9 protein-coding genes are annotated in these 12524 nt (G+C 71.8%); 6 read left to right on the plus strand and 3 right to left on the minus strand.

What is annotated here, in order from left to right; translation table 11 throughout:
* Positions 1-391 precede the first annotated feature (391 nt).
* A complete protein-coding gene (gene adh, locus V5F75_RS02225; protein WP_394038113.1) occupies positions 392-1912 on the minus strand; it encodes an aldehyde dehydrogenase in 1521 nt (506 codons plus the stop codon).
* 264 nt (positions 1913-2176) lie between these two features.
* Here adh and V5F75_RS02230 point away from each other — a divergent pair, with 264 nt between their 5' ends.
* The gene (locus V5F75_RS02230; protein ID WP_394038115.1) at positions 2177-4093 is read left to right on the plus strand and encodes a sigma-54-dependent Fis family transcriptional regulator; all 1917 of its coding nucleotides are present in this window, start codon (positions 2177-2179) and stop codon (positions 4091-4093) included.
* A gap of 219 nt (positions 4094-4312) precedes the next feature.
* A complete protein-coding gene (locus V5F75_RS02235) occupies positions 4313-4795 on the plus strand; it encodes an Lrp/AsnC family transcriptional regulator (protein ID WP_394038117.1) in 483 nt (160 codons plus the stop codon).
* Positions 4796-4967: 172 nt separating this feature from the next.
* On the opposite strand, the gene V5F75_RS02240 is transcribed toward V5F75_RS02235, so the two are convergent.
* On the minus strand, positions 4968-6422 hold the full coding sequence (locus V5F75_RS02240) for an LLM class flavin-dependent oxidoreductase (RefSeq protein WP_394038119.1): 1455 nt from the start codon (positions 6420-6422) through the stop codon (positions 4968-4970).
* Positions 6423-6842: 420 nt separating this feature from the next.
* Here V5F75_RS02240 and ssuD point away from each other — a divergent pair, with 420 nt between their 5' ends.
* Both ssuD and V5F75_RS02250 read left to right on the plus strand, forming a co-directional pair.
* On the plus strand, positions 6843-7988 hold the full coding sequence (gene ssuD / locus V5F75_RS02245; protein WP_509212122.1) for an FMNH2-dependent alkanesulfonate monooxygenase: 1146 nt from the start codon (positions 6843-6845) through the stop codon (positions 7986-7988).
* Positions 7989-8161: 173 nt separating this feature from the next.
* Positions 8162-9016 (plus strand): NADPH-dependent oxidoreductase, encoded by an 855-nt coding sequence (locus V5F75_RS02250; protein WP_394037818.1) that lies wholly within the window; start codon positions 8162-8164, stop codon positions 9014-9016.
* A gap of 226 nt (positions 9017-9242) precedes the next feature.
* Here V5F75_RS02250 and V5F75_RS02255 read toward each other — a convergent pair whose 3' ends face one another.
* Positions 9243-10700, minus strand: a complete 1458-nt coding sequence (locus V5F75_RS02255; RefSeq protein ID WP_394037816.1) for an FAD/NAD(P)-binding protein — start codon at positions 10698-10700, stop codon at positions 9243-9245.
* 263 nt (positions 10701-10963) lie between these two features.
* On the opposite strand from V5F75_RS02255, the gene V5F75_RS02260 reads away from it, so the two are divergent.
* Together V5F75_RS02260 and V5F75_RS02265 are read left to right on the plus strand one after the other, a co-directional pair.
* A complete protein-coding gene (locus V5F75_RS02260) occupies positions 10964-11512 on the plus strand; it encodes a flavin reductase family protein (RefSeq protein WP_394037814.1) in 549 nt (182 codons plus the stop codon).
* 29 nt (positions 11513-11541) lie between these two features.
* Complete coding sequence (locus V5F75_RS02265; RefSeq protein WP_394037812.1) at positions 11542-12510, plus strand: sulfonate ABC transporter substrate-binding protein; 969 nt, start codon at positions 11542-11544, stop codon at positions 12508-12510.
* Positions 12511-12524 lie beyond the last annotated feature (14 nt).

The following is a 12524-nucleotide window of genomic DNA, read 5'->3' on the forward strand; positions in this document are numbered from 1 at the left end:
GACGCGCGCCCTCCGCGCGCAGGCCCGTGGCGGCGGCTCCGGGCAGCAGGGGCGGGAAGAGGGAGCAGGGCGAGAGCCCGCGGCAGGGCGCGCCCGGGGCAGGAAGGCGCGCCGTTCACATTCACGCCCTGGGTCGCGACGGCCGCCGGAAACCAGGGGGAAACTGGCTTCCGGCCTCAGTCATGGCCGTCAGGTCCTCCCTTGAGCGCGTTTGAGCTTACGTCGTCCGAGACGCCGCCCGCGGCAGGATGGAGTCCGCTGCCGAAGAAACGACGCCGCGCACCTCAAGTTCCCCCGGCGGCGGGACGGAAGTGTTGAGGATGCCGGGCATCCCCGCCCCGCCGCCGGCCGGAACCGGGGCCGCGCCCTCCCGCGGGAGGGCGCGGCGCGATCAGAAGAAGCCGAGCTTCTTCGGGCTGTAGCTGACCAGGAGGTTCTTGGTCTGCTGGTAATGGTCGAGCATCATCTTGTGGGTCTCGCGCCCGATGCCGGACTGCTTGTAGCCGCCGAAGGCCGCGTGGGCGGGGTAGGCGTGGTAGCAGTTGGTCCACACGCGGCCCGCCTCGATGGCGCGGCCGAAGCGGTAGGCGCGCGAGCCGTCCCGCGTCCACACGCCGGCGCCGAGGCCGAACAGCGTGTCGTTGGCGATGTGGAGCGCCTCGGCCTCGTCCTTGAAGGTGGTGACCGACACCACGGGGCCGAAGATCTCCTCCTGGAAGATGCGCATGGAGTTGTCGCCGAGGAACACGGTGGGCTTCACGTAGAAGCCTTCCGCGAGATCGCCCTCCAGCGTGTTGCGCTCGCCGCCGGCCAGCACCTTGGCGCCTTCCGCCTTGCCGATCTCGATATAGCTCAGGATCTTGTGGAGCTGCTCGCTGGAGGCCTGGGCGCCGATCATGGTGGAGGGATCGAGCGGCGAGCCCTGCTTGATGGCGGCCACCCGCTGCAGCGCCTTCTCCATGAAGCGGTCGTAGATGCTCTCCTGCACCAGGGCGCGGCTGGGGCAGGTGCACACCTCGCCCTGGTTGAGGGCGAACATCACGAAGCCCTCGATGGCCTTGTCGAAGAAGTCGTCATCCTCCGCCGCCACGTCGGAGAAGAAGATGTTGGGCGACTTGCCGCCCAGCTCCAGCGTCACCGGAATGAGGTTCTGGCTGGCATAGCCCATGATGAGGCGGCCGGTGCCGGTCTCGCCGGTGAAGGCGATCTTGGCGATGCGCTTGGAGGAGGCGAGCGGCTTGCCGGCCTCCAGGCCGAACCCGTTCACCACATTGAGCACGCCCGGCGGCAGGAGATCGGCGATCAGCTCCGCCAGCAGCAGCATGGAGGCCGGGGTCTGCTCGGCCGGCTTCAGCACCACGCAATTGCCGGCGGCGATGGCGGGCGCCAGCTTCCAGGCGCCCATGAGGATGGGGAAGTTCCAGGGAATGATCTGGCCGACCACGCCGAGCGGCTCGTGGAAATGGTAGGCGATGGTGTCGTGGTCGATCTCGGAGAGCGCGCCTTCCTGGGAGCGCACGCAGGCGGCGAAGTAGCGGAAGTGGTCGATGGCGAGCGGGATGTCGGCGGCGGTGGTCTCGCGGATGGGCTTGCCGTTGTCCCAGGTCTCGGCCAGCGCCAGCAGGTCGAGGTTCGCCTCCATGCGGTCGGCGATGCGGGTGAGGACCAGCGCGCGCTCGGCGGCGGGGGTGCGGCCCCAGGCCTCGCGGGCGGCGTGGGCGGCGTCCAGCGCCTTCTCGATGTCGTGCTCGTCGGAGCGCGCCACCTCGCAGATCACCTTGCCGTTGATGGGCGAGATGTTCTCGAAATACCGCCCGTTCACCGGCTCCACGAAGGCGCCGCCGATGAAGTTGCCGTAGCGGGCCTTGAAGGGCGATGTCTTATCCTGGTTCAGGAATTCTGGCTTGTTCATGGTTTCCTCCCGTTTCTGGGCCGGCGCATCCTATCGCACCCGCCGTGCCAGTTGGCGGCAGTTCCGCGAACTTTTGTTCTTGCACTGCGGTAAGTTATTGCGCGGGAATGCCAAGCACCTAGACTTGAAACGCTCCATTCCGCCGGCGCTGGACGCGGCGCAAATCCTCGTGCGAAACTGTCGCCCATAAGAACAATCAGGCGCGACAGGTGTCGCATCTTGCGACACCTCCGCGCACGGGAACGAAACCGCCCCGAGGTGCCGATGCTGCAGACCATTCCGTCCGGCGACGCCCGCCTGTTCACGCACGAGGCCCTCGCGGAAGCCCGCCAGCGCTTCTTCGCGGGGGAGACGGAGCCGCGCGGGGTCGCGGCGCCCATCCTGCGCTCATGGACGCGCTGCGCAGCCCAGGGCCTCACCGCCGGCGGGCGCCCCAGGGCCGAGCCCCTCACCGCCGGGGAGCTGCGCCAGCACCGCGAGCGCGCCGAGACCCTGCGCCGCCGCTGCCGGCCGGAGCTGGAGGCGCTGCGCGCCGACGCCGCCGCCACCGGCTCCATCGTCATCCTCACCGATCCCTCCGGCCTCGTGCTCGACACCGTGGGCTCGGTCGATTTCGCCGACCGCGCCGCCAAGGTCGCGCTGCTGCCGGGCGTGAGCTGGAGCGAGACCGCGCTCGGCACCAACGCCATCGGCACCGCTCTGGTGGAGCGCCGGGCGCTGGAGGTGCGCGGCGCCGAGCATTACGCCGAGGCCCACGGCATCCTGAGCTGCGCGGCCGCCCCCGTCCTCGATCCCTATGGCGAGGTGGTGGGCCTCATCGACCTGTCCGGCCCCTCGGCGGTGGCGCAGCTTCACGCCATGGGGCTGCTGGAGCTGGCCGTGACCCAGGTGGAGCATCGCCTGTTCGAGGGCGCCTTCCCGAACCACGCCGTGGTGCGCTTCCACTCCGACCCGAGCTTCCTCGGCACCAGCCGCGAGGGCATCCTGGTGTTCGAGGACTACCGGCTGGTGGCCGCCAACCGCGGCGGCCTCGCCCAGCTCGGCCTCGGCTGGGATGCCCTGCGCAACCGCCGCTACGGCGACCTGTTCGAGGGCCCGCTGGGGCGCGCGGGCGAGGAGCGCCGGGTGCGCAGCACCACCGGCGACACGCTCCACCTGCGCCTGGAGCGGCCGGCCGCCGCCACCCCCGCCGCCCGTGAGGGCGCGCCCGCCGCCCCCGCCCCGCCGTCGGCCGAGGGCGGCCCGTCCCCCGCCTTCGACCCCGCCACCGCCCAGGCGCTCGCGCGCGCGGTGCGCCTGCTGGAGGCGGGCGTGCCGGTGCTGGTGCAGGGCGAGACCGGCACCGGCAAGGAGGTGTTCAGCCGGCAGATGCACCTCTCCTCCAGCCGCGCCGGACGGCCGTTCGCGGCGGTGAACTGCGCGGCGCTGCCGGAGGGGCTGATCGAATCCGAGCTGTTCGGCTACGAGGAAGGCGCCTTCACCGGCGCCCGCCGCGCCGGCTTCAAGGGCCTGCTGCGCGAGGCGGACGGGGGCGTGCTGTTCCTGGACGAGATCGGCGACATGCCGCTCTCCCTGCAAACCCGCCTCCTGCGCGTGCTGCAGGAACGCCAGGTGACGCCGCTGGGCGGCGGCCGGCCGGTGCCGGTGGACTTCCGCCTGATCTGCGCCACCCATCGCGACCTGAAGCAGCAGGTGGACGCCGGAAGCTTCCGTGCCGATCTCTACTTCCGCATCGCGCAGTACCGGGTGGCGCTGCCGCCCCTGCGCCAGCTCCAGGAGCGGGAGGCGCTGGTGCGCCGCTTCTGGAGCGAGCTGGCCGGCGGGCCCGGCGGCCCCGCCCTTTCGGCGGACTGCGTGGCGACCCTGGCGCGCCACTCCTGGCCCGGCAATTTCCGGGAGTTCGTGGGCACGCTGAAGGTGCTGCACGCCTTGGCCGAGCCCGACGGCCTCGTCGACATGGACGCGCTGCCCGCCGATGTGCGGGAGCAGGCCACCGCCTCGGCCACGGCGCCGCAGCCGCCGGCCGGGGAGGAGCTGGAGGCCGTCACCCGCGCCACCATCCAGGCCACCCTCGCCGCCTGCGGCGGCAACATTTCCATGGCGGCGCGGCGGCTCGGCATCCACCGCTCCACACTGCACCGCCACCTCGCGGCCGAAACCCGCGCCGGCAAGCCCTCCTGAAAGGCCCGTCGCGGGCCCGGCCGCCGTGAAGGGGGGAGCCCCTTCGGAAGGCGGCGCCCGCGCGGCCGAAGAGGCCCGCCCGGCGATCCAGACACTGCTACCTTCGGCTGAGCCATCGCGCGGCTGCGCGCGATTGACTTGTGCCGCATTTTATTCTCTATAAATATGATCGATTAGATACATTTTCCGCATGCGGGCCAAGCCACGGGAGCAATATGGATGAGCGGCCTCGACCAGATCGACCGCAAGATCGTCGCCGAGCTGATGCGCGACGCGACCCAGACCGTGGCCCAGGTGGCGGACAAGGTCGGCCTGTCGCAGACCCCATGCTGGAAGCGCATCCAGAAGCTGGAGGCGTCGGGCGTGCTGATGCATCGCGTCGCCATCGCCGATCCGGCGAAGCTCGGCCTCGGCCTCGCGGTGTTCGTCGGCATCGAGGCGCCCGACCACACGAAGGAATGGCGGGAGAGCTTCATCCACGTGGTGGACGGCATGCCCGAGGTGCTGGAGGTCTACCGCATGGCCGGGGAGATGGACTACCTGCTGCGGGTGGCGATGCCGGACATGGCGGCCTTCGACCACTTCTACCGGCGCCTCACCGACGCGGTGCCGCTGCGCAACGTGACCTCCCATTTCGCCATGGAGCGGATGAAGTTCACGACCGCCTATCCCATCGAAACCCGCACCGCCGCGCGGCGGTAGCCTCCGCGAGGAATGCCCTCAGGGGAGCGGCCCTCCCGGCGCGCCAGGCGGCGGCCGGACATGGCGCGCACGAAAACGGGCCCGCCCGCGCCTCGGCACGGACGGGCCCGCTGGCTTGAACCGCCGGGGCAAGGCCGGGGCGAAGGGACGACCGCCCCCTCGCCCGCCCGGCTCACTCCGCCGCGTCGAGGCGTCCCGCCGGCGGCGCGTCGAAGGGGCGGCCGCGGCTCGCGTCGGCGACGCTTTCCCGGCCCTGGTAATGGCTGCGCCACTGCGCCGCCGGATGGCTGGCGCGCGCCAGCCCGCCGGCATCGCCCAGCAGCTTCTCGCGCAGCGGGCCGGAGGCATAATCGCTCTGCGCCCGCCCGCGCCTGCGCAGCTCCGGCACCACGAAATCGATGAAGTCCGTGGTGGAGGCCGGGGTGATGGCATAGGCGAGGTTGAAGCCGTCCACGCCGCCCTCGTCCACCCAGCGCTCCAGCTCGTCGGCCACCTTCTGCGGCCCGCCGACCAGCACCGGCCCGAGCCCGCCGATGGACCGGCGGCGGATCACCTCGCGCACGGTCCAGGCCTCGCCGTCGGCGGCGAGGGATTCCAGCGTGGTGCGCAGGGCGTCGTTCTCCACCGCGGTGAGCGGCAGGTCCGGGTCGAGGGAGGAGAAGTCGAGCCCGGTCCAGCCGCCGTAGAGGGCGAGCGCGCCCTCCGCGCTGGCGTAGGAGAGGTATTCCTCATACTTGCGCTGGGCCGCCTCGTCGGTGGGGCCGGTGATGACGGTCAGCAGGGTGAAGATCTTCAGCGCGTCGGGCTCGCGGCCGGCGGCGGCCACCTCGGCGCGGATCTGGTCGGTCAGCTTGCGCGCGGTCTCGGGCGAGGTGGCGAGCACGAACATCGCCTCCGCGTGGCGGGCGGCGAAGCGCCGGCCGCGGGCCGAGGCGCCGGCCTGGAAGATCAGCGGCGTGCGCTGCGGCGAGGGCTCGCACAAATGGAAGCCCGGCACCTTGAAGTATTCGCCATCGTGCTGGATGGGGTGGACCTTGGAGGCATCGGTGAAGATGCCCTTCTCCTTGTCGCGCAGGACGGCACCCTCCTCCCAGGATCCTTCCCACAGCTTGTAGACGACCTCCATGTATTCTTCCGCGAGATCGTAGCGCGCGTCATGCGCGATCTGGCGGTCCATGCCGATGTTGCGGGCGGCAGAGTCGAGATAGGAGGACACCACGTTCCAGGCCACGCGGCCCTTGGTGAGGTGGTCGAGGGTCGAGAGGCGGCGGGCGAGCAGGTAGGGGTGCTCGAAGGTCACCGCGGCCGTCACGCCGAAGCCCACGTTCTTCGTCACCGCCGCCATGGCGGAAATGGCGCCGAAGGGGTCGTTCACCGGCACCTGGGCCGCATCCTGGAGCGCCGCCTCGGCGGAGCCGCGGTAGACGTCGTAGACGCCCACCACATCGGCGATGAAGAGGGCGTCGAACGCGCCCCGCTCCAGCTCGATCGCAAGGTTCGTCCAGTATTCGATATCGTTGTAGCGCGAGGCCTGACTGGAAGGATGGCGCCAGGTGCCCGCCGCCTGGTGGCCCACGCAGGTCATGTCGAAGGCATTGAGGATGATACGCTTCTTCGGTGTGCTCATATGCCTTCCCCGCTGCCTCGGCCAAGCCCGCGCCGCGCCGGAACGACAGCCCGCGCGCGACGCCCGGCGCCACGGCGCCCGTTTCATCATGCCTGGGAATGTAGAGGGACACGCCAGTGGCGCTCCATTCCAAACATGAGCGCGAAAAGAGAAGATTTTTTCTGCCTCGCCGGAGTTCAAGCACAGGAGCGCCGCGACCTCCCTCTGCCGGAAGACGGTCTTTCAAAGCTCGCGGGAACAGGCGACTCCGCCAGGGTTGGAATATAATTCTCCATCATAGGGGCGTTGGGAGAATTCTCTTCTTCTCGCCCCTATGTCTTTGGAATGGCCGTGGCGGCGGGTGCCGCCTATCACAGGAGGTGACGCCGCGCGTCCGGGAACGGACGGCGCAGGCCCGGCCGTTCTGACAGGATCGATGCGATGGCGACCCTTCCCTCCCCGGAAGTCTTCTGGTTCCTCCCCACCTCGGGCGATACCCGTTACCTCGGCACCTCCGATTTCGGGCGCGAGCCCACCAACGCCTACCTGCGCGAGATCGCCGTCACCGCCGAGCGCCTCGGCTACGACGGCCTCCTCATCCCCACCGGATCGAGCTGCCAGGACCCCTGGGTCACCGCCTCCAGCCTCATCCCCCTCACCAGCCGCATCAAGCTGCTGGTGGCGCTGCGCACCTCCATCATGGGCCCCACCGCCTGCGCCCGCCAGGCCGCCACCCTCGACCAGGCCCTCGACGGGCGCCTGCTGCTGAACGTGGTGCCCGGCGGCGACGCCGCCGAGCTCGCCGCCGACGGCATCTTCCTCGACCACGACGCCCGCTACGAGGCCGCCGACGAGTTCCTCACCGTCTGGCGGCAGATCCTCGCCACCGGCGAGGCCTTCAGCTTCAGCGGCCGCCACCTCACGGTGGAGAACGCCCGCAACTATTATCCCCCGGTCCAGCGGCCCTATCCCCCGCTCTATTTCGGCGGCTCCTCCCCCGCCGCCCACGAGCTGGCCGCAAAGCACGTGGATGCCTACCTGACCTGGGGCGAGCCGCCCGCCGCCGTGGCCGAGAAGATCGCCGACGTGCGCGCCCGCGCCGCCCGCCACGGCCGCACCGTGCGCTTCGGCGTGCGCCTCCACGTCATCGCCCGCGAGACCGAGGCCGAGGCCTGGGCCGAGGCGGAGCGGCTGATCTCCCGCCTCAGCGACGCCGACATCGCCGCCGCCCAGGCCAATTTCGCCAAGATGGATTCCGAGGGCCAGAAGCGCATGGCGGCCCTGCACGGCGGCCGCCGCGACCAATTGGAGGTGGCGCCGAACCTGTGGGCGGGCGTCGGCCTCGTGCGCGGCGGGGCCGGCACCGCGCTGGTGGGCGCCCCCGAGCAGATCGCCGCGCGGCTGCGCGAATACCAGGCGCTGGGCGTCGACACCTTCGTGCTGTCGGGCTACCCGCACCTCGAGGAATCCATCCGCTTCGCCGAGCTGGTGTTCCCCCTCCTCGGCAAGGCCGCCGTCACCAAGCAGGGCACCCAGACCGGCGGCGCATTCGACATCCGAGCCCTCCGCCAAACCGCAGCAAGCTGAGCACGAGGGCCCGCGAGCCCGGCTCGCGGGCATCCGCCCGACCCAGTGTGGCGTTGCGCGCAGCCCATCGGACGCCGGTCGACGACTGGACGGATGGGAAAAGCCCCGAAAATGCTATCGTCCGCGCCGGAAGCGGGGCGGCCCGACCCCGCCCCTGTTCCGCGAGGAAGCCCATGTCCGCCAGCCACACCCAGCTCCGTCCCGCGCCCGTAAACGACCTGCGCGCCCTGCTCGACGCCCGCTACGGCACCGCCGAGGCCCCGGCCGGAGTGCATGTCAACGACACCATCGCCGCCCTGCTCGGCCACCGTTCCGTGCGCGCCTTCTCCGGCCGCCCGCTGCCCGAGGGGCTGGTGGAGACCCTGGCGGCGGCGGCCCAGTCCGCCCCCTCCTCCTCCAATCTCCAGACCTTCTCCCTGGTGGCGGTGGAGAAGCCCGAGACCAAGGCCCGCCTCGCGGAGATCGCCGGCGGCCAGAAGCACGTGACGGAAGCGCCGCTGGTGCTGGTGTGGCTCGCGGACCTCGCGCGGCTGGAGGAGATCGGCCGGCGGGCGGGCGCGCCCACCGATGCCCTCGGCTTCCTCGAAACCCTGTTCGTGGGCATCATCGATGCCGCGCTGGCGGCGCAGAACGCGCTGGTGGCGCTGGAATCCCTCGGCCTCGGCGGAGTCTACATCGGCGCCCTGCGCAACCGGCCGGAGGAGGTGGCGCAGCTCCTGGACCTGCCGCCGAACGTGCTCGCCGTGTTCGGCCTGTGCGTGGGCTGGCCCGATCCCGAGCGGCCGGCGCAGGTGAAGCCCCGCCTCTCCCAGCGCCTCGTGGTGCACCGCGAGCGCTACGACCCGCGCCTGCCCCAGGATGCCCTCGACGCCTATGAGACGGCGCTGACCTCATTCCAGCAGGACCAGCACATGCCGCAGGTGGGCTGGGCCGGCACGGCGCTCAACCGCGTGCGCGGGCCGGAGGCCCTGAGCGGCCGCGACCGCATGCGCGCGGCGCTCCAGGCGCTCGGCTTCGGCCTGCGCTGACGGCCCACCGCTCCGCGCGGAGGCCGGCGCGCGTGGCGCACGGGCCGGTGGCCGGGCCACGCCGCGCTTGCGTGCGGCCCCCGCAGCGCCCTCCGGCGGGGCGCGCACGCGCAGCCTCAATGCAGGCGCTCAGGAGCCCTGCATTGATGCGCGGCCTTCAGGCGGGCGGGTATCGGCTTCGCCGGGAAACGCGCCCGCCACCGCCGCAAGACCGGGGCCGGCGGTGTCAGATGCCTTCGCCGAGGTGGATGAAGTCTTCCAGCAGGGTGCCTGCCTGCTCCGCCGCCCGCGGCCGCGCCAGGTGCGCCGCCAGGCGGTGGACCTGCACCGCCACCTCGGGCACCGCCGTGATCTCCCACCACGCCGGGCGCGTGAGGGGGCCGAGCGCGAACAGCCAGGAACTGGCGGCGCCGAACCGGTCCACCACCGCGCAGTCCCGCGTTTCGAGGCCGAGGCCCAGGGCATCGGGCGCGATGCGTCCGGCCCGGCGCAGGTCCGCGAACAGCGGCACGCCGATCTCCGCGAGATCGGAGCGCGGGCCGGTGCAGTTCACCACATGGGCGGCCTCGAACGCGAGGCTTGCCCCGCCGCCGCGCGGGCGCACCTGGACGCTGACGGCCCCATCCGCCCCCTCGGCGCGGCGAAAGCCGGCGATGCGCCCCGCCACCACCCGCAGCCGCCCCTGCGCCAGCAGGCCGTCCAGGCCGGCGGCGATGCGCGGCGCCATGCGATGGCGGTGCACGTCCCACAGGGTGCGGCCGTGGCGCAGGAAGCGGGCCTTCTCCACCAGGGTCCAGCGGCTCCAGATGCCCGGCAGCTGCGGGCGCACGGCATCCATCACCCGTTGCCAGGGCACCCCCGCCGCGCGCACGGCCGCGCGCAGCCGGCGCAGCACCTCCGCGGGCCCCGCCCCGGCGAGGTCGGCCAGGACCGGAGCCGCGCCGGCCGCCTCCGGCGCGGCGGGGCGAAGGTGGGCGTGCGGCAGCAGCCCATGGCGCGAGACCGCCACCAGCGGTCCCCGGTGCCCGCCCGCCGCGAGCTTCAGCGCCACGTCCACCATGGTGAGGCCGGTGCCGATGAGGACAACCGGAGCGTCGTCCCCCACCGCGGCAAGCTCGTCGCGCGCCCAGGGGTCGGGCACGAAGGCCGGCGTGTCGTAGAAGCCGTCGTCGCGGCAACGCGGGGGCCGGGGCGGCAGGTTGCCGGTGGCGAGCACCACGGCGTCGCCCTCCAGGCGCCGCCCATCGGCGAGGACGACGGCGGGCCGCGGCCGGTCCTCCACCCGCACCGCCTCGCCGCGCACGCGCATGAGCGGGGATTGCGGCCGGGCCAGCGCTTCCTCCAGCCGCGCGGCGAGATAATCTCCGAACAGGCGGCGGGCGACGAAGGCGCGGGCGAGATCGCCCCCCGCCTCGTCGAGCGCCCCGGCCAGCGCCTGCGGCCGCTGCGCCAGCCATTGGCCGAAGCCGGGCTCCAGCCCCACCTCCATGCGCGAGACGGGGACATTGAGCACGTGCAGATCCGCGCACGCGCCATAGGCGAGGCCGCGCCCGGCGCGGGGCTCCCGCTCGATCAGCACGGCGCGCAGGCCGGGCCGGGCCGCCACCGCCAGGGCCAGCAGCGTGCCGGTGAAGCCGCCGCCCACCACCAGGATGGTCCGGCCGTCGTGCCAGGCGTTCAGCATGCCTCGTCTCCCTCTCCGCTACGGCACAACGCGGGGCCCTTGCCGGACACGATCGCCACGCCGCGCGCGGCTGCGGATATCTTCGCGATACCCCACGCGTCCGGCGTGCCCGGTCACGCACCCTCATACGATACTAAAGTAAACGCATGAACTTTGTTGACTGCCATAAATCTAATGTCTATTATTTTTATCTACAAACTATTTTTGTGATGGGGCCATCCCGCGCGCCGGTCTTGCCGGCCCCTGCCCCCGGAGGTTGCCGCATGAATGCCCATTCCACCACCGCGCAGGCCACCGCTTTGCCGGCCGCCGCCGTGCCCGAGCTTTCCCCCGAGGTGCTCGCCTATCGCGCCGCCATGCGCAAGCTGGCCGGGGCGGTGAGCGTGCTCACCGTGGGCACCGGCGAGAGCCGCACCGGCCTTACCGCCACCTCCGTGTCGTCCCTCTCCATCGACCCGCCGACGCTGCTCATCTGCGTCAATCGCGCGTCCTCCTCCCTCGACGCGCTCCGCGCCCACCGCAGCTTCGCCATCAACGTGCTGCGCGCCGAGCACCAGCCGCTCGCCGACCAGTTCGCCGGAAAGGGCGGCCTGAAGGGGCCCGAGCGCTACCGGGGCGCCGAATGGACCCGCCTCGGCACCGGCGCGCCGGTGCTCGCGGACGCGCTCGCCGCTTTCGACTGCGAGCTGGAGGAGGCCATCGAGCGGCACTCCCACTTCATCATCATCGGCCGCGTGGTCGCGAGCCGCATCACCGAGACCGCCGAGCCCCTGCTCTATTGGGCCGGCGCCTACCGCAACCTCGGCGCCTGACCCGCGCGCCCGCATCCCCGGAGGATCCCATGCCCTTCTCCCTCTCCCGCCGCGCCCTCGCGCGCGCGGCCGGCGCCGGCCTGCTGGCGCTCGGCCTCGGCGCCGCGCTCCAGACCCCCGCCGCCGCCGAGGACAAGGTGGTCCGCATCGGCTACCAGAAGTACGGCACCCTCATTCTCCTGAAGAACAAGGGGCTTCTGGAAGAGAAGCTGAAGCCGCTCGGCTATACCGTGAAATGGGCGGAGTTCCCCGCCGGCCCGCAGCTCCTGGAGGCGCTCAATGCCGGCGCGGTGGACTTCGGCAACACCGGCGAGGCGCCGCCCATCTTCGCCCAGGCCGCCGGCGCGCCGCTGGTCTACGTGGGCTACGAGCCCGCCGCCCCCACCGGCGAGGCGATCCTGGTGCCCAAGGACAGCCCGCTGAAGAGCGTGGCCGACCTGAAGGGCAAAACCATCGCCCTCAACAAGGGCTCCAACGTGCACTACCTGCTGGTGAAGGCGCTGGAGAAGGCGGGCGTGCCCTATTCCGAGGTGAAGACCGCCTATCTCACCCCCGCCGACGCGCGGGCCGCCTTCGAGCGCGGCTCGGTGGATGCCTGGGCCATCTGGGACCCCTACCAGGCCGCCGCCGAGAAGACCATCGAGGCCCGCACCCTCGCCGATGGCACCGGCATCGTCTCCAACTACCAGTTCTACTTCACCACCAAGAGCTTCGCGGAGAAGGCGCCGCAGGTGGTGGACACGCTGCTGGCCGCCGTCTCCGAGATCGGCGCCTGGACGAAAGCCAACCCGCAGGCCGCCGCCGCGCAGTTCTCGCCGCTGATCGGCATTCCCGCCCCCATCCTGGAAGTGGCCCTCGCCCGCCAGCAGTATGACGTGAAGCCGCTGACGCCCGAGGTCGCCGCCCAGCAGCAGCAGGTGGCCGACACCTTCCACAAGCTCGGCCTGATCCCCGCCCCCATCAAGATCTCCGACGCGCTGCGCGCGCCGAAGTCCTGACGCGGCCGCCCCCG

The sequence above is a fragment of the Xanthobacter albus genome (genome assembly GCF_043194895.2).
In the GTDB taxonomy this organism is placed as follows: domain Bacteria; phylum Pseudomonadota; class Alphaproteobacteria; order Rhizobiales; family Xanthobacteraceae; genus Xanthobacter.